The sequence below is a fragment of the Oceanithermus desulfurans genome, from assembly GCF_014201675.1.
GTDB classification, from domain to species: domain Bacteria; phylum Deinococcota; class Deinococci; order Deinococcales; family Marinithermaceae; genus Oceanithermus; species Oceanithermus desulfurans.
The window spans coordinates 88,654-110,858 of the sequence record NZ_JACHEZ010000001.1 but is presented as its reverse complement, the minus strand read 5'-3'; the positions used below and the strand labels follow the sequence as shown (position 1 = coordinate 110,858).

At 69.7% G+C, this 22,205-nt stretch carries 23 protein-coding genes, 1 tRNA gene and 1 pseudogene; 13 read left to right on the top strand and 12 right to left on the bottom strand.

Translation table 11 applies throughout. The features are described from left to right. Positions 1-28: 28 nt before the first annotated feature. Genes HNQ05_RS00670 through HNQ05_RS00660 form a run of 3 tightly spaced genes read right to left on the bottom strand, consistent with a single transcriptional unit; the run spans position 29 to position 1,417 of the window. On the bottom strand, positions 29-661 hold the full coding sequence (locus tag HNQ05_RS00670) for a GNAT family N-acetyltransferase (protein WP_183677501.1): 633 nt from the start codon (positions 659-661) through the stop codon (positions 29-31). A 2-nt stretch (positions 662-663) separates the two neighbouring features. Then, positions 664-1,203, bottom strand: coding sequence for a ubiquitin-like small modifier protein 1 (locus tag HNQ05_RS00665; RefSeq protein ID WP_147145060.1), 540 nt, complete (start codon positions 1,201-1,203; stop codon positions 664-666). Further along, positions 1,193-1,417 (bottom strand): hypothetical protein, encoded by a 225-nt coding sequence (locus HNQ05_RS00660; RefSeq protein WP_147145058.1) that lies wholly within the window; start codon positions 1,415-1,417, stop codon positions 1,193-1,195. Before HNQ05_RS00660 ends, HNQ05_RS00665 begins: the two co-directional genes overlap by 11 nt. Before the next feature lie 41 nt (positions 1,418-1,458). On the opposite strand from HNQ05_RS00660, the gene glyA reads away from it, so the two are divergent. From glyA to HNQ05_RS00645, 3 genes are all read left to right on the top strand, one after another. Next, a complete protein-coding gene (gene glyA, locus HNQ05_RS00655; RefSeq protein ID WP_147145056.1) occupies positions 1,459-2,676 on the top strand; it encodes a serine hydroxymethyltransferase in 1,218 nt (405 codons plus the stop codon). Between the two features lie 205 nt (positions 2,677-2,881). Then, positions 2,882-4,180, top strand: a complete 1,299-nt coding sequence (gene der / locus HNQ05_RS00650) for a ribosome biogenesis GTPase Der (RefSeq protein WP_147145055.1) — start codon at positions 2,882-2,884, stop codon at positions 4,178-4,180. A 144-nt stretch (positions 4,181-4,324) separates the two neighbouring features. Beyond that, entirely contained in the window at positions 4,325-5,770 is a 1,446-nt protein-coding gene (locus HNQ05_RS00645) for a hypothetical protein (RefSeq protein ID WP_183677499.1), read from the top strand. Positions 5,771-5,990: 220 nt separating this feature from the next. Here the strand turns inward: HNQ05_RS00645 and HNQ05_RS00640 are convergent, their stop codons facing one another. After that, entirely contained in the window at positions 5,991-6,743 is a 753-nt protein-coding gene (locus tag HNQ05_RS00640) for an SIR2 family NAD-dependent protein deacylase (RefSeq protein WP_183677497.1), read from the bottom strand. A gap of 38 nt (positions 6,744-6,781) precedes the next feature. Between HNQ05_RS00640 and HNQ05_RS12380 the strand changes: the two are divergent. The 3 genes and pseudogenes from HNQ05_RS12380 to HNQ05_RS00620 all read left to right on the top strand — a co-directional run. Next, positions 6,782-7,321: pseudogene (locus tag HNQ05_RS12380) on the top strand (potassium channel family protein); the annotation flags it as partial. 82 nt (positions 7,322-7,403) lie between these two features. Continuing rightward, the gene (locus HNQ05_RS00625) at positions 7,404-7,847 is read left to right on the top strand and encodes a potassium channel family protein (RefSeq protein WP_147145047.1); all 444 of its coding nucleotides are present in this window, start codon (positions 7,404-7,406) and stop codon (positions 7,845-7,847) included. Positions 7,848-7,850: 3 nt separating this feature from the next. Beyond that, positions 7,851-9,311 carry an NAD(P)H-hydrate dehydratase gene (locus tag HNQ05_RS00620; protein ID WP_147145045.1) on the top strand — a complete coding sequence of 487 codons (1,461 nt, stop codon included), beginning with the start codon at positions 7,851-7,853 and terminating at the stop codon, positions 9,309-9,311. On the opposite strand, the gene HNQ05_RS00615 is transcribed toward HNQ05_RS00620, so the two are convergent. Beyond that, positions 9,298-9,717, bottom strand: a complete 420-nt coding sequence (locus HNQ05_RS00615; protein WP_147145043.1) for a hypothetical protein — start codon at positions 9,715-9,717, stop codon at positions 9,298-9,300. The genes HNQ05_RS00620 and HNQ05_RS00615 overlap by 14 nt on opposite strands. A gap of 154 nt (positions 9,718-9,871) precedes the next feature. Here HNQ05_RS00615 and sdhC point away from each other — a divergent pair, with 154 nt between their 5' ends. The 5 genes from sdhC (at position 9,872) to HNQ05_RS00590 (ending at position 13,762) form a co-directional block, all read left to right on the top strand. Further along, complete coding sequence (gene sdhC, locus HNQ05_RS00610) at positions 9,872-10,234, top strand: succinate dehydrogenase, cytochrome b556 subunit (protein WP_147145041.1); 363 nt, start codon at positions 9,872-9,874, stop codon at positions 10,232-10,234. Beyond that, positions 10,234-10,635: a succinate dehydrogenase, hydrophobic membrane anchor protein gene (gene sdhD, locus HNQ05_RS00605; RefSeq protein WP_147145039.1), complete on the top strand. Its 402-nt coding sequence runs from the start codon at positions 10,234-10,236 to the stop codon at positions 10,633-10,635. Before sdhC ends, sdhD begins: the two co-directional genes overlap by 1 nt. Positions 10,636-10,637: 2 nt before the next feature. Further along, positions 10,638-12,377 carry a succinate dehydrogenase flavoprotein subunit gene (gene sdhA / locus HNQ05_RS00600; protein ID WP_147145037.1) on the top strand — a complete coding sequence of 580 codons (1,740 nt, stop codon included), beginning with the start codon at positions 10,638-10,640 and terminating at the stop codon, positions 12,375-12,377. A gap of 10 nt (positions 12,378-12,387) precedes the next feature. Continuing rightward, positions 12,388-13,089 (top strand): succinate dehydrogenase iron-sulfur subunit, encoded by a 702-nt coding sequence (locus HNQ05_RS00595; protein WP_147145034.1) that lies wholly within the window; start codon positions 12,388-12,390, stop codon positions 13,087-13,089. Between the two features lie 85 nt (positions 13,090-13,174). Beyond that, a complete protein-coding gene (locus tag HNQ05_RS00590) occupies positions 13,175-13,762 on the top strand; it encodes a DJ-1/PfpI family protein (RefSeq protein WP_147145031.1) in 588 nt (195 codons plus the stop codon). On the opposite strand, the gene HNQ05_RS00585 is transcribed toward HNQ05_RS00590, so the two are convergent. From HNQ05_RS00585 to argF, 7 genes are all read right to left on the bottom strand, one after another. Further along, positions 13,759-15,393, bottom strand: a complete 1,635-nt coding sequence (locus tag HNQ05_RS00585) for a dynamin family protein (protein ID WP_147145029.1) — start codon at positions 15,391-15,393, stop codon at positions 13,759-13,761. The genes HNQ05_RS00590 and HNQ05_RS00585 overlap by 4 nt on opposite strands. Before the next feature lie 61 nt (positions 15,394-15,454). Beyond that, positions 15,455-15,531: transfer RNA gene (locus HNQ05_RS00580), tRNA-Ile, on the bottom strand. A 48-nt stretch (positions 15,532-15,579) separates the two neighbouring features. Next, complete coding sequence (locus HNQ05_RS00575) at positions 15,580-16,167, bottom strand: hypothetical protein (protein WP_246104066.1); 588 nt, start codon at positions 16,165-16,167, stop codon at positions 15,580-15,582. 24 nt (positions 16,168-16,191) lie between these two features. Next, entirely contained in the window at positions 16,192-16,641 is a 450-nt protein-coding gene (locus HNQ05_RS00570) for a hypothetical protein (RefSeq protein WP_147145024.1), read from the bottom strand. 93 nt (positions 16,642-16,734) lie between these two features. Further along, positions 16,735-17,877, bottom strand: coding sequence for a bifunctional glutamate N-acetyltransferase/amino-acid acetyltransferase ArgJ (gene argJ, locus HNQ05_RS00565; protein ID WP_147145022.1), 1,143 nt, complete (start codon positions 17,875-17,877; stop codon positions 16,735-16,737). A 10-nt stretch (positions 17,878-17,887) separates the two neighbouring features. Beyond that, a complete protein-coding gene (gene argC / locus HNQ05_RS00560) occupies positions 17,888-18,934 on the bottom strand; it encodes an N-acetyl-gamma-glutamyl-phosphate reductase (RefSeq protein WP_147145019.1) in 1,047 nt (348 codons plus the stop codon). Next, positions 18,922-19,824, bottom strand: coding sequence for an ornithine carbamoyltransferase (argF, locus tag HNQ05_RS00555; protein ID WP_147145017.1), 903 nt, complete (start codon positions 19,822-19,824; stop codon positions 18,922-18,924). Before argF ends, argC begins: the two co-directional genes overlap by 13 nt. Positions 19,825-19,956: 132 nt before the next feature. On the opposite strand from argF, the gene HNQ05_RS00550 reads away from it, so the two are divergent. Beyond that, positions 19,957-20,367 carry a MarR family winged helix-turn-helix transcriptional regulator gene (locus tag HNQ05_RS00550; protein WP_147145015.1) on the top strand — a complete coding sequence of 137 codons (411 nt, stop codon included), beginning with the start codon at positions 19,957-19,959 and terminating at the stop codon, positions 20,365-20,367. Next, positions 20,364-22,070 (top strand): MDR family MFS transporter, encoded by a 1,707-nt coding sequence (locus tag HNQ05_RS00545; protein WP_147145013.1) that lies wholly within the window; start codon positions 20,364-20,366, stop codon positions 22,068-22,070. The genes HNQ05_RS00550 and HNQ05_RS00545 overlap by 4 nt, the downstream gene beginning before the upstream one ends. The last annotated feature ends 135 nt before the right edge of the window (positions 22,071-22,205 follow it).

The window sequence follows — 22,205 nt, the reverse complement described above, 5'->3', positions numbered from 1 at the left end:
CTCCGTTTTCTTCAGTCTACCGCCCGGACTAAAAGGGGAAGTCCCAGGGGGCGGTGCCCTTGAGGCGCAGCTGGTGAAACCGCTCGACGGTCTCGGGCGGGGCCTCCGGCCCGATGCGCGCCATCAGCGCGTTCTCGATGCGGCCCGCGATCTCGGGATCGTCGGTGCGCCAGACGCGAAAGCCCACCTTGCGGTAGAGGCGGATCAGCGCCTCGCGGTAGGTGAAGGGGCTCACGCCGGTGCGCTCGGTGTCGTAGTGCCAGGAGAGCAGCTGGGCGATCACCACCTTGTCGTCGAAGAAGCCCGTCGCGAAGGTCTGCTCCAGCAGCCGCCGGGCGAGCCCCCGGCCGCGCCACGCCGGGGCCACCTCGACGGCTCCGAGCTCCCAGATGCGGCAGGTCGGATCGCAGCTCCAGCGCTCGAAGTGTTCGGGCTTCTGCAGGGCCACGTAGGCGACCGTGGTCCCCTCCGCGAAGGCCGCGCTGACGCACCCCTCCCCGGAGCGGACAAGCCTGACCAGGGCTTCGTGCTGCCGTTCGGGCGGGCGGAAGACGTCGAGTTCGGGATGGAAGGGGTGACGCTCGAGCGTCTCGGCGTCGCAGCAGATGCACAGCTCGACCGCGGCGTCCGCGGGCGGCTCGGCGCGCACGGGCTCCGGCACGGCTAGCCCCCGCCGCGCATCGCGCTGGCGCTGATGCGCTCCGCCCAGCGGCGCGCCTCCGCGCCGCCGACCTCGACCTCGAGCCGGCCGGTGCAGAGCCCGCCCACCACCCGCGGCGGCAGGCTGCGGAAACGCACCCAGGCGCCGTCGCAGCGCCAGCGCCCGCGTTCCTCGACCGCTCCCCAACGGCGCAGGTAGGTGGCCAGCAGCCAGGGCGAAAGCCCGCCCAGCTCGGCGCGCCAGACGCCGTCGCGGTCGGGCCCCGCGAACCCCAGCGCCCCGCCGGCGACGGGCGGGAAGAGGTCGAGCACGTCCTCCGGCCCCACCGGCGTGGCCAGGCCCTGGAGGTAGCGCACGTCGCGGCCGTTGACGAAGACCGAGACCCGCTCCGAGAGCACGCCCGGGGCATCGAAGAGTTCGCCTTGCATCTCGGGGTGCTGTGCGAGCAGGCGCTCGAGCACCTCGCCGACGGTGGCCCCGTCCAACTCCAGGTGCTTCACCCCGGCCACGTCGCGAAAGGTGGCGTAGAGGTTAACCCGCACGGCGCCGCCCCCACCACCAGGCCGCGCCCATGCCCAGCACGAACCCCAGGGCCAGCACGGCCAGCAGGAACCAGGCGGTGGCCACCTCGTGCACCCCGAACCACCAGAAGCGCGTGCGCTGGGCGAAGTTGAGGCCGACCACCACGGCCAGCAAGAGGAGCACCACCAGGGTCAGGTAGAGCCGGACCTGCACCCACCACGGCGTGGATTCCATGCGTTCATGATAACGCGCCGGGCGGTTATAATCGCCTCGACATGAGCCCCCGAGACGAAACCGTGTTCCAGCTCATCGAGCTCGAGGCGCGCCGCCAGGCGGAAGGCCTCGAGCTCATCGCCAGCGAGAACTTCACCAGCGCCCAGGTACGCGAGGCCGTGGGCAGCGTCCTCACCAACAAGTACGCCGAGGGTTACCCCGGCCGCCGCTACTACGGCGGCTGCGAGGTGGTGGACCGCGTCGAGACCCTGGCCATCGAGCGTGCGCGCGAGCTCTTCGGCGCCGAGTGGGCCAACGTGCAGCCGCACTCGGGCTCGCAGGCCAACATGGCCGTCTACTTCACCCTGATGGAGCCGGGCGACACCCTGCTGGGCATGGACCTGGCCGCGGGCGGGCACCTCACCCACGGCTCGCGGGTGAACTTCTCGGGCAAGCTCTACCGGGTGGTGAGCTACGGGGTGAACCCCGAAAGCGAGCAGATCGACTACGACGAGGTCGAACGGCTGGCCCGCGAGCACAAGCCGCGGGTCATCGTCGCCGGGGCCAGCGCCTACCCGCGGGTGATCGACTTCGAACGTTTCCGCCGCATCGCCGACGCGGCGGGCGCCTACCTGGTCGTGGACATGGCCCACTTCGCCGGGCTGGTGGCCGCCGGCGTCCACCCCAACCCGGTGCCCCACGCCGACGTGGTGACGAGCACCACCCACAAGACGCTGCGCGGCCCCCGCGGCGGCCTCATCCTCTCGCGCGACCCCAAGCTGGGCAAGAAGATCGACAAGACCATCTTCCCGGGCATTCAGGGAGGGCCGCTCGAGCACGTGATCGCCGGCAAGGCCGTGGCCTTCTTCGAGGCCATGCAGCCCGAGTTCGCGACCTACGCCCGCACCGTCGTCGAAAACGCCCGGGCGCTCGCCCGCGAGCTCTCAGGGCGCGGCTACCGCATCGTCTCGGGCGGCACCGACAACCACCTCTTCCTGGTGGACCTGCGCCCCGCGGGCCTGACCGGCGCCGAGGCCGAGGAACGCCTGGGCCGCGCCGGCATCACCGTCAACAAGAACGGCATCCCCTTCGACCCCCAACCGCCGCGCGTCACCAGCGGCATCCGCGTGGGCACCGCGGCGATCACCACCCGCGGTTTTCAGCCGGGCGAGATGGCCCAGGTGGCCGAGTTCATGGACGCCGCGCTGCGCGAAACCCGGCCCGCCGAGGAGCTGCGTGAAGGGGTGCGCGCCTTCGCCCTGGCGCACCCGATGCCTTAGGCGGCCTGCAGCCCGCCGCAACACCGCGACACGCCGCTTCACGCACCCGAACCCGGCCTTCAAGCGCACGCACCCGGTAACTCCCGCCCACCTCCCGCATCGCTGCGGCGTAAGGGCCCAGGCTCCCTCGAACGCCTCCACGCCCCCTAGGCAGCGCCGCGCGCGTACGGTAAACTAAAGCTTCGGGTCGGGAGCCCCAACGAACATGCGCAAGGTCGTCATCGTCGGTCGCCCCAACGTGGGCAAATCCAGCCTCTACAACCGCCTCCTCGGCCGCCGCGACGCGGTGGTGGCCGACGAAGCCGGCGTGACCCGCGACCTCAAGGAGGCCGTGGTCGAGACCGAACGGGGCCGGTTCAAACTGGTCGACACCGGCGGCCTCTGGTCGGGCGACGCCTGGGAGCCCAAGATCAAGGCGAAGGTGGACCGGGCGCTCGAGGAAGCCGACCTGGTCCTCTTCCTGGTGGACGGCCGCGCCGAGCTGGCCCAGGCCGACTACGAGGTGGCCGACTACCTGCGCCGCAAGAACAAGCCGGTGCGGCTGGTGGCCACCAAGGTGGACCATCCCAAGCACGAGGCCTACCTGGGTGAGCTCTACGCCCTCGGCTTCGGCGATCCCATCCCCACCTCGGTGGAGCACCGCCGCGGCCTGGAGGAGCTCGAGGACGCCATCTGGGCGGCCCTCCCGACCGAGGAGGGCGAGACCGAGGTCGAGGTCCCGCCCATCCGCATCGCCATCATCGGCCGCCCCAACGCCGGCAAGTCGAGCCTGCTCAACGCCATCCTGGGCGAGGACCGGGTCATCGTCTCCGATCAGCCGGGCACCACCCGCGACAGCATCGACGTCGAGCTCGACTACGGGGGCACCCGCTTCGTGCTGGTCGATACCGCCGGCATCCGCAAGCGACCCGAGACCGCGGTGGAGCACTTCGCCATTCAGCGCGCCCACCGGGTGATCCAGGAGGCCGACGTGGTGGTGCTGGCCGTGGACCCCTTCGAGCTGGGCGACCGCGAGCTGAAGATGGCGAACGAGGCCCTGGACGCCGGCAAGCCGGTCATCCTGGCCGTCACCAAGTGGGACGCCGTACCCAAAGAGGAACGGCGCGAAGTGCGGGCGCAGATCCGCGAGAAGCTCGCCCACCTCGAGCACCTGCCCGCGGTCTACACCTCGGCGGCGACCGGCCAGAACATCCACAAGATCTTCCAGCTGGCGACGCGGCTCTACCACAAGGCGCGCGAGCGCTTCGACACCGCCGACCTCAACCGCTGGGTGCAGCTCTGGCTCACCAAGACCCGCGTGCCCAACTTCCGCGGCCGCCCCCTCAAGATCTTCTTCGTGACCCAGCCCGAGGTGGCCCCGCCGCTCTTCGTCTTCTTCGTCAACCAGCCCGACTTCGTCACCCGCGCCTTCGAAAACTTCATCAAGAACCGCATCCGCGAGGACCTGGACCTGCGCGAAGTGCCCTTCAAGCTCGCCTGGCGCGGGCGCAAGCCCCGCTCCTGATCACCGGTAAAACCTTTTGTAGCGCAGCCGACACGCGCGTCGCGCACGCTACTACGGCCGCCCTTCCGCCCCCCTAACCTGCAGGGGTCCCGCATCCTTGCGGAGCGAAAGGAGCAAGCCATGTCAACAAGCAGACGAATCGCGATGGGATGGACGGTTCTGGGAGCGCTGGCCCTGGCCGGCGCAGGGCTGAACGGCGGACGGGCCGACTTCGGGCCCATGCAGGTGATGGAAGAGGGGTACTGGTACTCGCGTTACAACCTGGGGAACCTGGTCATGCGCTCGGGACTGGGCCTCACCTTCAAGCCCCCGATGGAGGTCGTGAAGCGCATGATGCAGGCGGTCGATGCCAACCCGGGCGACGGCGACACCCCCACGGTTCCCAAGGGCGTGACCCTCCTCAAGCTCGTCTACACGAGCGGCGACCCCCACTACACCGCCAAGCTGAACCCCAACGACTTCGACACCCAGCACTGGGATCCGACGGGCTTCGAAAAGCGCACCACCGCCTCCGCCAGCGGCTGGACGATCATGAAAGAGGCCGAGTGGGCCAAGCAGTTCCACGTGGACGACCACTTCGGCACCCCCGAGAGCAACTTCGGCGCCCAGTGGCGCTTCGTGGGCATGATCATGAACGCCAGCGCCAAGACGCAGGCGAGGTACCTGGCCACGCAGGTGGCCCGTACCGACGGTCTGATCCCCAGCAGCGACGGCAGCCTCGACTGGACCGGGCAATGGGTGATGCTCGAGGCCTACGCCAACCTGGCGGGCTACCTCGACCGCCCCGCGCTGCCTCTGAGCGCCAGCAACCGCTACCGCGACCCCGAAAGCGCTCGCTTCTTCGCGGCCGCAGCCGACCGCCTCTACGCCGCTCTGACCCACCGCCAGCCGCAGGGCCCGCGGGAACTCTCGCAGGCCGTCCAGGCACTGGTCTGGTACGCCGCCCTGGGTTCCGAAGAGGCCGACGCCGCCAGAGGACGGCTCCGCAGCCTGGCCCTCCAGCTGAGCAACGTCGAGACGGCGAACGCCGGCGAGGCCGGTTACCGGCTGCGTGGCCTCGTCGAAGCCTGGCGGGTGACCGGCGACGCCTTCTTCCGGCGGGCGGCCGTTCGCGGCTTCGACCGGCTGATCGGCGGGTACGACTTTGCCCGGGGGCGCTTCACCGCCGACTCGAGCCACAGCATCGACGACGTGGCCGCCATCATGGGCGCCGTCAACGCCAGCCGGCTCTTCCTGGGCGACGCGATCGATCAGGGCTTGGCCGACCGGCTCTACGTCAACTTCTTTGAAAGCGCGGTCAACCGGGGCGGGCTGCAGCAGTCGGTACCGCCCGTCCCGGTGGCCAAGGGCGCGTTCGAGCAGCAGGAACCGCCGCTGTTCTATGGCTACCCCTCCATTCCCAAGCCGCCCATGGCCGGTGGGACCTACGGAATCGCCCCCGTCTTCGCCACCCGCATCGCCTGGAACGAAGACCGGCGGCGCTTCGAGGCGGACGACCCGCGATTCGACACCGCCGGCGCCATGCACGCCTCCAACGAATTCATCTGGTTCCACAACGACGAGGTGAACGGCTTTCCCGAAGTGAAGTAAACCTTGCCCCAAAGAACCCCGGCGCCGCGTGCGGCGCCGGGGTTCTGCCGGTGTCGCATCCGTTAACGCCCTACGATGTCGAACAGCAAGGGGGTGTCGCCCTCGTGGGATGACTCGGCCAGCACTTCACCGCGGGAGCTAACGATCATCGCCCCGCCGAAGCTCCGCTCCTCGCCCTCCGCTTCGAGGGCGTCTCCCTAAGTCCTTCCACGGCTTGGTATCACTCCGCTTCCTCACGGGGCCCCGCGCCGCCAGCCAGCAGGCGTTCCAGGCCGCGGGCAGCCCCCGCCCGAAGCGAAAGGTCGGCCAGCGGGGTGAGCGGGGTGGGTTCGGGGTTGACCTCGATCAGGTAGGCGCCCGCGCTCTTCGCGATCCGGCCCAGGCTGGCCGCGGGCTCCACCACCGCGCTGGTGCCGATCACCAGCGCCACCTCCGCGGTCATGAAGGCGCGCTCGGCCCGGGCCAGCAGCTCGGCGTCCAGGAACTCGCCGAACCAGACCACGTCCGGGCGCATGCGGCCGCCGCAACGATCGCAGACCGGCGGCGGGGCGAACTCGGCCGGCGGCGGCAGCGGCCGGCGGTGGCCGCAGCGCTCGCAGCGGGCGCGGGCGAGGCTGCCGTGCAGCTCGACCACCCGGCGGCTGCCCGCGCGCCGGTGCAGGCCGTCCACGTTCTGGGTGACGAGCAAAAAGCCCTCGCCCTTCTGCCGCTCCAGCTCCGCGAGCCGCCGGTGGGCGGGGTTGGGTTCGGCCTCCATCACCTGGGCGTAGCGCATCGCGTACCAGCGCCACACCTTCTCGGGGTCGCGGGCGTAGGCCGCGGGGGTGGCTAGCTCCTCGGGCCGGAAACCCTCCCAAAGCCCGCCCGCACCGCGAAAGGTGGGGATGCCCGACTCGGCGCTGACGCCCGCGCCGGTCAGCACGGCCACCCTCCGCGCCGCCGCGAGCCGCCGCCGGGCCTCCTGAACTTCCATGTTCTTAGAATAGCGCCGCGGGATGCTAGATTGGACGTATGGCGCGTACGCAACGGCTGGAGGTCCGCCTGGCCCTGCCTCTGGCCCTGGTCGCCACGGTGACGGCCGTGGGCACCCTGGGGTACTGGCTGCTCTGGCGACCCTACGGGGCCTCCTGGCTCGACGCGCTCTACATGACCTTCATCACCATCACCACGATCGGCTACAGCGAACCCTTCCCGCTCGACGAAGGGGCCCAGATCTTCACGATGGTCATCGGGACCACGGGCATCGCCAGCCTGTTCTACGTCTTCGGCGTCTTCATGGACTACCTAGTCGAGATGGGGGCGAGCGGCGAACGGAGGAAGCGGCAGATGGAGCGAAAAGTGACGGCGCTGTCGGAACACGTGATCCTCACCGGCCTGGGCCGCGTCGGCCACCAGGCGGCCGAGGAGCTGAGCCAGGCGCGCGAGCCCTTCGTGGTCGTCGAGCGCGACCCCGAACGGGTGCAGTGGGCGGTGGACCAGGGCTACGTCGTCCTCGAGGGCGACGCCACCGAGGACGAGACCCTGAGGAAGGCGGGCATCGAGCGCGCCAAGGGGTTGATCGCGGCCACCGGCGACGACGCCGCCAACCTGTTCATCGTGCTGAGCGCGCGCCCTCAACCCCGAGCTCTACATCGTGGCCCGCTCGGAGGACGCCGGGGTCATCCCCAAGATGCTCAAGGCGGGCGCCAACCGCGTGATCGACCCCTACGCGATCGGGGGACGGCGGCTCGCCAGCCTGGTGCTGCACCCCGCGGTGGTGGACTTCCTGGAGACCACGCTGCGGCGGGGTGGGGCGCCGATCTCGATCGAGGACATCCTGATCACCCGCGACAGCCCGCTGGCCGGCAGGTCGATCGCGGAGCTGAACCTCAACCGCCACTACGGCATCGTGGTGCTCGCCATCATCCGCGGCGACGAGACGCTGGTCTCGCCCGCGGCCGAGTGCGTCTTCAAACCCGGGGACCAGGTGATCGTGATGGCGACGGTGGAACAGCTCGAGCAGTTCGTGCGCGAGATGGAGCTCCAGGAGGGCGTGAACCGCAGGGAGCGCCTCGAGCGCGAAGCGAAGGGAGCGTAGACGATGCGGCTCTTCACCCCCGAGGCCATGCGCCAAGCCGACGCGCGCGCGGTGGAGCTGGGCTACCCCAGCCTGCTGCTCATGGAGGCGGCGGGCCGGGCCGTGGCCGAGGCGGCCCGGGCCGCCTGGCCCGAGGCTGCGAACTACGTCGTGGTCGCCGGAAAGGGGAACAACGGCGGCGACGGGCTGGTCGCCGCCCGCTGGCTGCGCCTCTGGGGGCGGGAGGTGCGCGTCTTCGCCCCCGAGGGGCACCGCGGCGACGCGGCGCTCGCCCGCGCCGCGCTGGAGGCCCACCTGGAGATCGAACCCCTGGAGGCGCTGGACCTGCGCGAGGCCGACGTGGTGGTCGACGCCCTCTTCGGCACCGGCCTGACGCGCCCGTTGGAGGGCGCATGGGCCGAGCTCGCGGAGCGCATCAACGCCGCGGGGCGGCCCGTCGTCGCCGTGGACGTGCCCTCGGGCCTCCCCTACGCCCCCCACGTGAACGCCGACGTGACCGTGGCGCTGGCGGGCCTGAAGCCCGACCACGTCTTCTACCCCGGCCGCAGCGCCTGCGGCCGCATTCAGCTCGCCCCCATCGGCCTGCCGCCGGCGCTGCTGGAGCCGCGCGAGCTGCCGGAGCTGCTCACCCCCGCGGCCATGCGGGCGCTGCTTCCGTCGCGGCCCGGCCACGCCCACAAGGGTTCGGTGGGCCGCGTCCTGGTGGTGGGCGGCGCGGTCGAGTACACCGGGGCCCCCGCGCTTGCGGCCCTGGGGGCCTACCGCGCCGGGGCAGGGCTGGTGACCGTGGCCTACCCCAGCGACGCCCGGGTGGAGCCCCCGCTCGAGGCCGTGCGGCTCCCGGTCAGCCGCTGGCAGGACGCCCGCCTCTTCGAGGCCAAGGCCGAGGCCCTGGCCGTGGGAATGGGCGGCGGCAGCGGCGGCGGGGCCGCGGCGCGGGCGGCGCTGAAGCTCAAGAAGCCCACCGTCCTCGACGCCGACGCCCTCTACCCCGAGGTGGTGAAGGCCTACGCCGCGGCCGCCGTGCCCACGGTGATCACCCCCCACCCGGGCGAGGCGGCACGGCTGCTGGAGACCGGCGTGGGAACGGTGGTGCAGGACCCGCTGGGGGCCGCCTGCGAGCTGGCACGCCGCTTCCGCACCACCGCGGTGCTCAAGGGCGGGCCCACCGTCCTCTGCGAACCCGGCCGCGCGGCCGTCAACACCACGGGCAACCCGGCGATGGCGACGGGCGGGGCCGGCGACGTGCTTGCGGGCGCGATCGCGGCCTTCCTGGCCGCGGGCCTCGCCCCCTGGGGCGCGGCGCGCCTGGGCGTCTACCTGCACGGGCTCGCCGGCGACCACCTGGGCCGGACCGGACTGACGGCGCGCGAGCTGGCCGAGGCGCTGCCCGCGGTTCGGGAAAAGCTCGAGCTCGGCTACCTGCGCCCCTACTGGGAGGCGGGTCTGCTCAGCTCGCGGTAGCGGCGGCGCGGGCCTTCGCCAGGAAGCGCTCGCCCAGCAGCACCCGTTCGAGCAGCGCCTCCTCCCGGGGGAAGAAGTGGCCGTAGCGGCTGCGGCGCAGGTCGTAGACCCCCAGCTCGAACAGCTCCTCGACGCGGCCGACGAAGGCCGCCGCGGAAACCGCGCCCACCGTAAAGGCCACGACGGTGAGGCGCGCCTCGTCGGGAAAGGCGTGAAGCAGGAGCGAGCCCTGCGAACCCAGGAACGCCAGGGTCACGCCGTCGTCTTCGATGCGGTGGCGGCGCAGGCCGCCGCCCAGGGGCCAGGCGGCCGCCAGCTCCGCGGCGCGGTCCTCGACCTCCTGGCCGTCGAGGCTCAGGTGGCGGGCGTCGATCGTGATCCGGGTGCCGTAGGCCAGCTGCTGCAAGGCGGATCCCTCCTGGGGTCACCTTACCATTCCAGCTCCGGTGCTAGGCTGCCGGCAGGGGGCTTTCGCCCCTTGGTTGGCGCGTGCCCGCGGGCGTTAAATAGATGAGACGGCCGCGTGCGGTGCTAAACTTATGGGCGTAAAAGGAGGCGATATGTACCGCGGAAGAGAAGGGCAATGGGCTTTTTACCTCCACCGGATCACCGGGGTCGCGATCCTGCTCTACCTATTGGTTCACGTAGGCGAGCTCACGGCCGCGATGTTCGGTGCCAAGTACTCCAACGCGATCCTCGAGTTCTTCCACCAGCCCCTGTTCCAGCTCGGACTGCTCGGCGTGATCGGAGCCGTGCTCTACCACGCCCTCAACGGACTGCGCATCCTCATCATGGACTTCACCTCCTGGGGGACGCGCGTGCAGCAGCAGCTGTGGTACGGCGTCCTGGTGCTGTTTGCGCTCCTCTACATCCCCACGATGATCAAGATCCTGCCCGAAATCTTCGGGGGCGGAGGTCACTGATGGCGATCAAGACCCGTAACTTCAACGAAGCCCGCCAGCAGGCCAGCACCAACGTCGAGCTCATCTGGTGGGTCTTCATGCGCGTCTCCGGGGTGCTGCTGGTCTTCCTGGTGCTGGGCCACATCTACATGAACAACATCATGATCAGCAACACCTCGATCGACTACGACTACGTCGCGTCCAGATTCTCGCAGCCGCTGATCAAGGTCTACGACCTGGTCATGCTCGCGCTGGCGATGCTCCACGGCACCAACGGCCTGCGCTACGTCATCGACGACTACGTCCACCACGCCGGCTGGCGCAGCTTTATCAAGTTCGTGCTTTACTTCCTGGTTGCGTTGCTGATCGCCACCGGCACCATGCTGCTCTTCAGCTTCCCGTTCAACAAGGTAGGAGGTTAGCCGTGGCACACGTACATGATGTTCTCGTCATCGGGGCCGGCGGCTCGGGCTTGACCGCAGCGCTGTTCGCGGCGCGCCACGGCGCCAACGTCGGGGTCGTGAGCAAGCTCTACCCCACCCGCAGCCACACCGGTGCGGCCCAGGGCGGTATCGGCGCGGCCCTGGGCAACGTCGAAGAAGACCACTGGGAATGGCACATGTTCGACACCGTCAAGGGCGGCGATTACCTGACCGACCAGGACGCCGCCGAGGTGTTCGCGCGCGAGGTCATCGACGCCGTGATCGACCTCGAGCACATGGGCCTGCCCTTCGACCGTCTACCCAACGGCAAGATCTCGCAACGGCGCTTCGGCGGGCACACCCGCGACTACGGCAAAGCGCCGGTGCACCGCGCCGCCCACGCGGCCGACCGCACCGGGCACATGATCCTGCAGACCCTCTACCAGCAGTCGATCAAGCAGGGCATCACCTTCTACAACGAGTTCCACGTCCTCGACGTGATCTTCACCGAAGACGGCCGGGCCATCGGGGTGGTGGCGCTCGAGTTCGCCACCGGCGAGCTCCACACCTTCATGGCCAAGGCGATCGTGATCGCCACGGGCGGCTTCGGCCGCATGTTCAAGGTCACCTCGAACGCCTTCACGCTCGCCGGCGACCTGCAGTCGATCCTCTACCGCAAGGGCTGGATCCCCCTGGAGGACATGGAGTTCTTCCAGTTCCACCCCACCGGCCTCTACCGCCTGGGCATCCTGGTCACCGAGGGCGCCCGCGGCGAGGGCGGCATCCTGCGCAACGCGAGCGGCGAACGCTTCATGGAGCGCTACGCCCCCACGATCAAGGACCTGGCGCCGCGCGACATGGTCAGCCGCGCCATGTACCTGGAGATCAAGGAAGGGCGCGGCTGCGGGCCCAACAAGGACTACATCTGCCTCGACCTCACCCACCTCGACCCGGACATCATCGAGCACAAGCTCCCCGACATCGCCGAGTTCTCGCGCACCTACCTGGGCGTCGACCCGATCAAGGAGCCGATCCCGGTGGTGCCGACCGCCCACTACGCCATGGGCGGCATCCCCACCACGCTGAACGGCGAGGTGATCAAGGACGGCGACGGCACCGTGATCCCGGGCCTCTACGCGGTGGGCGAGGCCGCCTGCGTCAGCCTCCACGGCGCCAACCGCCTGGGTACGAACTCGCTGGGCGACCTGGTGGTCTTCGGGCGCCGCGCCGGCCTGGCCTCCGCGCGCTTCTCGGAGGTCGAGTCCTTCATCGACCTGCCCCCCGACGCCGCCGACCCGAGCCGCGAGCTGATCGACGGCATCAAGTCGCGCAGCCAGGGCGAGACGCCCTTCGCCATCCGCAAGGACCTCCAGGAAACCATGATGGACAACGCCTCGGTCTTCCGCACCGAGGAGCTGCTGGGGAAGCAGGTGGGCATCGTCCAGGAGCTGATGGAGCGCTACCAGAACGTCGTCATCCAGGACAAGGGGGACCGGTTCAACGCCGACCTCATCGACGCGCTCGAGCTGGGCTTCCTGCTCGACAACGCCGAGGCGCTGGTGCACTCCGCCAAGAACCGGAAGGAGTCGCGCGGCGCGCACGCCCGCGAGGACTACCCGGACCGCGACGACGACAACTGGCTGAAGCACACCCTGGTTTACCGGGAGACCCCCGGCAAGGTGCGCTTCGCGTACAAGCCCGTGGTGCTGGGCCGCTTCGAGCCCAAGCCGCGCACCTACTAGGGAGGGGACGATGCGCGTAAATCTGAAACTCTTGCGGTACAACCCCGAAGCGGATCAGGCCCCCCACTGGGAGAGCTACCAGCTGGACGCCGATCCCATGGACCGGGTCCTTGACCTGCTGCACAAGGTGAAGTGGGAGACCGACGGCACCCTCGCCTTCCGGCGCAGCTGCGGCCACGCCATCTGCGGTTCCTGCGCGATGATGATCAACGGCGTCAACCGGCTGGCCTGCAAGACGCTGGTGCAGGACCTGAGCGGGGACACGATCACCATCGAACCCATCCGCGGCCTCCCGGTGGAGAAGGACCTGGTCGTCGACATGGAGCCCTTCTTCAAGGCCTACAAGGCGGTCAAACCCTACTTCATCAACGACGACCCCCCGCCCGCCCGCGAGCGCCTGCAAAGCCCCGAAGAACGCGAGATCTTCGACGAGGGCACCAAGTGCATCCTCTGCGCGGCCTGCACCACCTCCTGCCCCGTCTTCTGGATCAACGGCACTTACATCGGCCCCTCGGCCATCGTCAACGCCCACCGCTTCATCTTCGACAGCCGCGACCAGGGCAATGCCGAGCGCTTCCGCGCCCTTTCGGGCGGCGGCGGCGTCTGGCGCTGCCGCACCGCCTACAACTGCACCGAGGCCTGCCCGCGCGAGATTCCCGTCACCCACCTGATCGAAGAGGTGAAGCGGGCGATCATGCTCAACCAGGTCTGAGGATCCGCAGGCCAAGCGCGCGGGGCCGCCGGCCCCGCGCCTTTTCTTTTGTAGAATGGTGGGCGAACGGAAAAGGAGGTTTGAGGTGGCGCAGAAGAAGATCCTGATGTTCGTCGGCGACTACATGGAGGACTACGAAGCGATGGTGCCCTTCCAGATGCTGCTCATGGCGGGGCACCAGGTGGACGCGGTCTGCCCCGGAAAGAAGCCGGGCGACACCGTCAAGACCGCCATCCACGACTTCGAAGGCGACCAGACCTACAGCGAGAAGGTGGGGCACAACTTCGCGGTGAACGCCGACTTCGACCTGGTGAACCCCGACGACTACGACGCCCTGCTCATACCCGGCGGCCGCGCCCCCGAGTACCTGCGGCTCAACCCGCGCGTGATCAAGCACACCCAGGCCTTCGCCGCTGCGGGCAAGCCCATCGCCGCGATCTGCCACGGAGCCCAGATCCTGGCCGCGGCGCGGGTGATCGAGGGGTACGAGATCAGCGCCTACCCGGCCGTGGGGCCTGAGGTGGAGCTGGCGGGTGCGAAGTACATCGGTCCGAACGACACCTTCACCAACGCCCACACCGACCGCAACTTCGTCACCGCGCCGGCGTGGCCCGCGCACCCCGAGTGGATCCGCCAGTTCCTGAAGGTGCTGGGCAGCCGCATCGAACCCTAGGCTTCGAGCTCGATCCTGAGGGCGCCGGCCCGCCGGCGCAGCTCCTGCAGGCGCTCCCGGAGCGCCTGCAGCGTTTGCTGGCGGTCCTGAAGCTCGGCGCAGCGGTCGCGGTAGAGCGCGCGGAAGCGCGCGGCCGAGCGGCCCAGCTCGCCCTCCAGGGTGGCCTCGAGCCCCTCGCTGAGCTCGCGCTCGAGGCGGTCGAGCCCTTCGTCGACCCGCCGCTGCGCGGCGCGCTTGCGCCGCGGCAGGATGGAGAGCCCCAGCACCGCCGCCACCAGACCGGCGGTGACGCCGGTCACGTCGGCGGCGAGACCGTGCAGCGCCAGCGCCAACCCCGCACCCAGGCCCACCGCGCCCAGCTCGGCCAGCGCGGTGTGCTGCAGCGCGCGGCTGAGCAGCCCCTGGAGGTCGCGCGCCTCGGCCTCGGAATCGTAGGCTTCCAGCGCCCGCGTCACCTGCTCCGAGAGGGTCGGCGCCCCGTCGTCGTAGGCGCGGGCGCCGCCCCGGGTGTTCAGGAGGTCGAGGGCGGAGGCCAGGAGGTCGCGCTCAGCGCGGGCGAGCCAGGCCAGGCTCTCCTGGATCTTGCGTTCGAGCTCGCGGTGGGCCTCGCCCACCACCTCGGCCTCAAAGGACTTCTGGATTTTGCTCGCGTTCATCAGGTCGAAGAGGCGGCCGAAGCGCAGCGTCTCGTCGAGCCAGCGCGCCGCGCGCCGCTGGACGGCCGCCACCACCTCGCGCAGCTGCGCCGTCTGGCCCCGGAACTCTTCGCGTACCCGCCGCTCATGACGCGCGAGCAGGGCTTCCAGGCGGGCGCAGGTCTCCAGTTCGGCCGCCAGCGCTTCGGCCTCGCGCCCGAGCCGCTCCCCGCCCTGCTCAAGCAGGCGCTCGAGCACGCCCAGGGGCGAGCCCAGCTTGATGCGCGCCGCTTCCTCGCGCAGCACGCGCTCGATGAAGGCTTCCAGCTCCTTTACGCCCCCGTCCTCCCCGGCGCGCGCCCGCCGGGCCGAAACCCCGAAGACCGGGGGCTCGACGCCCAGCGTGCGGGCGGCCTGCTCGCGGACGTAGGCGAGCACTTCTTCGGCCTCGTCGGGGCCCAGCAGGTCGAGCTTGTTCACCACGAGCACGACCTTCTTGCCCCAACCCCGGATCAGCTCGAGAAAGTCGCGCTCGCTGGCGGTGTAGGGTCGGTCGGCGCTGGTGGTGAAGAGGATCAGGTCGGCACGGGGGAGGAAGCGCTCGGTCAGGATCTGGTGGTGCTCGATCACCGCGTTGGTGCCCGGGGTGTCCACCAGGTGGACGTCCTTGAGCAGGGGGTGGGGCAGGCGCAGCACCACCAGACCCGGCTCCAGGGCCCGGCTGCCCGGCTCCTCGCCGTAGGCGATCCACTGGATGCGGTCGGTCGTCGGGGTCACCCCCTCGCGCAGCAGCTCGCGGCCGAGGAGGGCGTTGAGCAGGCTCGACTTGCCGCTGTTGAACTCGCCCGCGACCACGAGCAGGAAGGGGCCTTCCAGGTCCTGAAGGGCCTGGCGCAGGGGGGTTGTCGTCTCCCCGGCCCGCGCGAGCGCTTCCAGACCTTCGGCGAGCAGCCCGCGCACCTCGCCCGCCAGGCGTTGCAGTTCGGGGTCGATCACGCCTTCATGCTACCAGCCCACGGTGAAACGCCAACAAAAAAGCCGGGTTTCCCCGGCTTTTTGGTGGGCGATGGTGGACTTGAACCACCGACCTCACGCTTATCAGGCGTGCGCTCTAACCAGCTGAGCTAATCGCCCTCGCATGCAGCCCAGCACGGGATATGGTATCAACCCCGCGGGGGGCTGTCAAGGCTTGGCCACGCGCTCGACCCGCTGCCCGACGGCGTCCACGGCGATTACCGTGGCCGAGGCGGCGGGCACCTGGATCATGAAGCTGACCTCCTTGCCCCGCGGCAGCGGCAGGCGGCTGAAGGTCTTGCCGTACTTGACGACCACGCGGTCCACCTCCACGTCGTCGGTCGCCTTACCCACGATACGGAGCAGCTTGTCCTCGGTCAGCTCGACGCGCTCGAGCACCAGCTTGGGCTTCTCGGTGTCCAGGGTGAGCGGCAGCTTGAGCTGGCGCACCTGGCCGCCGGTGTCCTGCGCCTCGAGCTCGAGCTCGACCTGGCCGCCCTTCTTGGCCTCCACGAGGAAGCGGAACTGCACCAGCTTGCGGCCCCGCTCGGCCTGGGGCAGCACCTCCTGCCCGCCCACGCGCACGCTTTCGACGCCGGAGTCGTCGAAGGCGTAGCCCTCGACGGTCACCTTCTGCCCTTCGCTCACCGCGCCGCTGCGCGGCTGGGTGATGCCCAGAAGCGGGGCCATCGCGTCGCCGCTGCGGGAACATCCGGCCAGCAGGAGCAAAAGGAGAAGGGGGAGATACCTGCGCATCTCCCCCATCGTACCAGCCGAAGATTAGCGGAAGTTGACGCCGAAACGGCCGCCGAAGAAGGGGCTGAAGGCGAAGTACGAGTCGTACTCGGCGCCGATCTGGGCTTCCGAGAAGACCCCGAAGTTGGTGTCGGGAATCATCCATTCGACGCCCAGCAGGCCGTGACCGTTCACGCCGAAGGCGCTGCCGTAGATGCTGTAGTTCACGAAGTAAGCCGAGGCGCCGGCCCCGTAGTAGTAGCTGAGGTCCAAGCCCTCGACGTCGATGGGTCCGCTCCCCATGATCATGTCCGCCGAACCCGCCACGCCGAATCCGCCGAAGACCGGCAGTCCGATGCTGAACCGCATGCCGCTGTCCATGGTGTACTGCACACCGATGGCTTCGGGGTAACCCGAGAACACACCCATGTAGCTCTTGGCCGAGGCGAAGGACAACACCATCATCAACGCTGCAACTGCCAGAACCTTCCTCATACCATCACCTCCAAGTTATGTTACGCATTAAAGTATAGCACAGCACGGGGGCGAAACATCCCACGGGAACGGGTTTTCCACCCCTACCGGCGGCTAGGTGGTGTACTCGGCGTTGATCTTGACGTAACCCTCGGTGAGGTCGCAGCCCCAGGCCTCGGCCGCACCCTCCCCCTCGCGGAAGTCGACGTCCACCACGACCTCCTCCGCCTGCATCGCCTGCGAGAGGGCGATGCCGCTGTAGGGCACCGCACCGCCGTCGTAGATCACCGTCTCCTGCAGGCGGATCTCCAGCCGCTCGGGCTCGAAGCGGGCCCCCGAATACCCGAGGGCCACCAGGATGCGCCCCCAGTTGGGGTCGTTGCCGTGCACGGCGGCCTTCCAGAGCGCGCTCGCCGCCACCGCGCGCGCCGCGGTGCGCGCCTCCGCTTCGCTCGCCGCTCCGCGCACCCGCACCGTGATCAGCTTCTCGGCCCCCTCGCCGTCGCGGGCGATCTGCCGCGCCAGATCCCGGGCCACGGCGAAAACCGCCTCCCAGAAGGCCCCGTCGGCCACCGGTCCCGCGCGGCCGCTGGCAAAGAGCACGGCCATGTCGTTGGTCGAGGTGTCGCCGTCGACGGTGACCTGGTTGAAGGTGGCCCCCACCACCTGCGGCCAGCGGCGACGCAGCGCATCCGGGTCCACGGCCGCGTCGGTGAACAGGTAGGCCAGCATCGTCGCCATGTTGGGGTGGATCATCCCGCTGCCCTTGGCCACCCCCACCACCCGCGCCCCGCCGGGCAGCGACCGCTCGCTCAACTTGACGCGGGTGTCCGTGGTGAGGATCGCCTCGGCGAAGGCGTCCAGGTCGTGCGTGAGCTCGATCGCACCGATGTGGGCCTCGACCTTGGCGACGGGAAGGGGCACGCCGATCACGCCGGTCGAGGCGGTGAGCACCGTCCGGGGCTCCACCCCCAGGCGCTCTGCGGCCAGCTCGGCGAGGCGCCGGTCGTCAAGGACACCCCGTTCGCCGGTGGCGCAGTTGGCGTTCCCGGCGTTGACGATCAGGCCCGCGACCGGGGCTCCGTCTGCGTAGAGCCGCCGGCCGCGCCCCACGCAGGGCGCGGCGGCGCGGTTGGTGGTGGCCACGTAGGCCCATGCGGCCTCGGGTTCGATCCGCACCAGCGCAAGGTCGGGGCGACCGCTGGGTTTGATGCCGCTGGCCGTCGCACCGGCCGTGAATCCTTCGGGTAAGCGCATGCCGTACCTCCTAGGGCCAAAGCCCGTGGGTCTCCAGACCCAGCCCCTCGTCGTAGCCGAGCACGACGTTCATGTTCTGCACCGCCTGACCCGAAGCCCCCTTGACCAGGTTGTCGATGGCCGCGAAGACGACGATCTGCCCGGTGCGCTCGTCGAGCCTGGGGCTGATCCAGACGGTGTTGGCTCCGTAGACCCCCTTGGTCTGGGGCAGGTCCTCGCTCAGGCGGACGAAGCGCTCTCCGGCGTAGAAGGTCGCGAACAGCTCCGCGAGCTCCCCCGGCGCGACCCCGCGGGGCGGGTCAACGTAGGCGGTCACCAGGATGCCGCGGGTCATCGGCACCAGGTGGGGCGTGAACGAAAGCGGCCGTGCTTCGGCGGGCCCGTGGGTCCGCAGGGACCGCCCCTGGGCGCGCAGCCGCGCCAGGTTGAACTCGATCTCTGCGGTGTGGCGGTGCCGGCCCGCGGGCTTGTAGGGCCGCAGGTTCTCGTTCACCTCGGCGAACGCCGTGCCGCCGGCGTCGCGCCCGGCCCCCGAGACGCCGCTCATGGCGGTGACGACCACGCGCCCGTCGAGCTCCGCGGCCACCAGCGGCGCCAGCGCCAGGCTGGCCGCGGTCACGTAGCAGCCCGGGTTGGCCACCAGCTCGGCGCCGGGCAGGTCCTCGCGGAACAGCTCGGTGAGCCCGTAGCGGGCGCGGGGGTACCAGTCGGGGCTGGCGTGGCGGATGCCGTACCAGGCCTCGTAGACGTCGGGCGGCAGCCGGAAGTCCCCCGAGAGGTCGATGACCCGCCGGCCCTCCTCCACCAGCTGCGGGGCCAGCTTCATGGCGATGCCGTTGGGGAGCGCCATGAAGACCAGCTCGGCCTCGGCCACCGCCTCCTCCACCTGGACGAAGGGGGTGTTCAGGTCGATCTGGGGCCAGGCGGCCGAGAGCGGGCGGCCGGCGTAGGCGCGGCTGCTGAAGCCCACGAGCCGGACCCCGGGGTGGCGGCCGAGGATGCGGATCAGCTCCGAGCCCCCGTAGCCGCTGGCCCCCAAGATGGCTACCCGGACCAAGGGCGGCCTCCCAGGTAGTGCGCGAGCACCGCCTTGACCGTATGCAGCCGGTTCTCGGCCTGGTCGAAGATGCGGCTCCGGGGCCCGTGGGCCACGGCCTCGACCACCTCTTCGCCGTAGTGGGCCGGCAGGCAGTGCAGGAAGATGGCCTGTGCTCCGGCGGCCTCCATGAGCTCGGGGGTGACGGTGTACCCCCCAAAATCACGCAGCCGCTGCTCGGCCTCGGCCTCCTGACCCATCGAGGTCCAGACGTCGGTGTAAACCGCGTCGACCCCCTGCACCGCCTGGTAGGGGTCGCGGACGAAGCGGGCCTGCGCCCGCTCGAGCAGGCCGGCGTCGGGCTCGTAACCTTCAGGGGTGCTCACCACCACCTCGAGCCCTGCGAGCGCCGCGGCCTCGAGGAGTGAGGTCAGCACGTTGTTGCCGTCGCCCACGTAGGCGAGGCGAACCCCGGCGAGCCTACCGAAGTTCTCCTTGAGGGTCATCAGGTCGGCAAGCGCCTGCAGCGGGTGGTGCGCGTCGGAAAGCGCGTTGATCACGGGCACGCCCGCAAACTCCGCGAGACCGGCCACCGTTTCATGTTTATTCACGCGCGCCGAGACCCCCTCGACCCAACGGCCCAGGTTCTCAGCTACGTCGCGCACCGGCTCGCGCACGCCCAGACCCACCTGCCGGGCGTCGAGGTAGACCGCGTGCCCTCCCAGGTGCACGGCCGCGACCTCGAGGGTGGTGCGCGTCCGTAACGAGGGTTTTTCGAAGATCATGGCCAGCGTCTTACCACGAAGCTCACTACCCCGATAACGCGCGTTCTTGAACTGCTCCGCGGTTTTGAGCAAGGCGTGCAGCCGATCGGCATCGAGATCGGAGATCGACAAGAGGTGGTTGGACATACAGGATGCGCCTCCCAAGACAACGTGCTTCAGTATAGGCGGGGTTCGCATGTTTATTCAACCCAATCCTACGCTTTCAAAGCGTTATAGTTTCACTTGAAACATTTCAATCGTCGTGCTATTCTCTTCCCCGTGGAAGCCTGGCCCCTGCTCACCCGCATCTGGAAGCTGCAGCGCGCCCTGGCGCAGGAAGCGGCGCCCTGCATAGGCGAGTATGGCCTCAACCCCAAGGAGCTGATGCTGCTCGCGTTCGTGGAGAAGCGGCCCCACGCGGGGCAGCTCGCCCGCGAGCTGCACCTGCCCGCGCCCAGCGTCACCCACGCCCTCAAGCGCCTGGAAAAGGCGGGCCTGATCGTCCGGGAGCACGACCCGGAAGACCTCAGGCGCTTCCTCTTCACCCTCACCCCCAGGGGGCAGGAGGCGCTGGAGGCGGGGCGCGGCTGTCTGGTCGAACGCCTGCGCGACCGGCTCGTCCGCCTGGCCCCCGAGGAACGGGCGACGCTGATCGCCCTTTTAGACCGCATGCTGGAGGAACACGCATGAACCGCACCCAACGGCTAACCCTGATCGGCATCTTTCTCGGCATCTTCCTGGCGGCGCTCGATCAGACGATCGTCGCCACCGCGCTGCCGCGCATCGTGCAGGACCTGGGCGGAATGGACAAGTACGCCTGGGTGGGCACCAGCTACCTGCTCGCCTCGACCATCGCGGTGCCCATCTTCGGCCGCCTGGCCGACCTGGTCTCGAGCCGCATGCTGCTCCTCTGGGCCATCGTCATCTTCCTGGTGGGCTCCATGCTCTCCGGCCTCTCGGGGACGATGGAGCAGCTGATCGCCTTCCGCGGTCTGCAGGGTATCGGCGGCGGGGCGCTCTTCGCGGTGGCCACCACGACGATCGGCCTGCTCTTCTCGCCGCGGGAACGCGGGAAGTTCCAGGGGCTGTTCGGCGCCGTCTTCGCCATCGCCAGCGTGGTGGGCCCCTGGCTGGGCGGGCTCTTGACCGACCACCTCTCCTGGCACTGGGTCTTCTACATCAACGTGCCGGTGGGCGCCGTGGCCGTGTATTTCATCGCCGTGCACATGCCGGTGCTGCGCCCGGCCTCGACCCACCGCTTCGACCTGGGCGGCGCCCTCACCCTGGCCCTGTGGACGATCCCGCTGCTGCTGGCCACCTCCTGGGGCGGGCACGAGTACCCCTGGACGAGCCCGGTCATCCTCGGCCTCTTCGCCTGGGCGGCGGCGGGCCTGGCCCTCTTCGTCTACGTGGAAACGCACACCCCGGAGCCGCTCTTCGACCTCACCCTCTTCCACAACCCCGTCTTTCGCTGGTCCAGCGTGGCCCTCTTCTTCTTCGGCGCCGCCTTCCTGAGCGCGATGTTCTTCCTGCCCCTCTACCTGATCCAGGTCAAGGGCATCTCGGCGACGATGAGCGGCCTCACCATCACGCCGCTCACCCTGGGGGCCATCGTCGGCGCAATCGGCTCCGGGCAGATCGCCAGCCGCTGGGGACGGTACAAGCCGCTGATGATCGGGGGGATGAGCTGGCTGCTGCTCAACTTCTTCGCCATGCACTACCTGATCCAGATCGACACCCCGCTGTGGCAGGTGCTGGCGCTGATGGTCAGCATGGGGCTGGGCCTGGGTCCGGGGATGCCGCTCTTCACCCTGGCGGTGCAGAACGCGGTGCCGCCCGAGCGCATGGGCACGGCCTCGAGCGCCACCCAGTTCTTCCGCCAGATCGGCTCGACGATCGGCATCGCCCTGATGGGCGCGGTGCTGGCGGCGAGCCTGCAGACCCAGCTCACGGCCAACCTGCCGAGCGGGCTGACGGACGGCAAGGTCGACCTGGGAGCGATGCGCGACCCCGGCGCTCTGGAACGCGGCTTCGAAGCGGGGCTGCAGCAGACCCTCGACGAGCTGGAAAAGGCCCTCTCCGGCGACGAGGCGGCCAAGGCCGCGCTGCTGCAGAACCCGCTGCTGCCGGCCGAGCTGAAGCAGATGCTCCAGGGCCCGCCCCCGCCCGCGGCCTACCGCGAGATGGTGCTCGCCAAGGTCAAGGAGGAGCTCGCCACGCAGGCCGAGCAGCTCAAGCGGCAGGTCACGGAGGCGCTGAACCTCGCCATCACCGAAGCGATGAAGCAGGTCTACCTCTACGCCGCCTGGCTGGTGGTGCTGGGCCTTGCGGCCACCTTCCTGATCCCCGACGCCAAGCTGGAGGGTCGTGCCCACTTCAGCCCCGGGGACTAGGCGCACCTCCCAGGGTGCCCTTCCCCAAGCCGCCGGGGTGAGGGCTTGATTTGGGAATCCATGAGCTGCCAGTACCTTCCGCCTCCCCCAAGGGGGAGGCGGCGGGCGGTACGTGGTGCGTGGTGAACGGGTTTT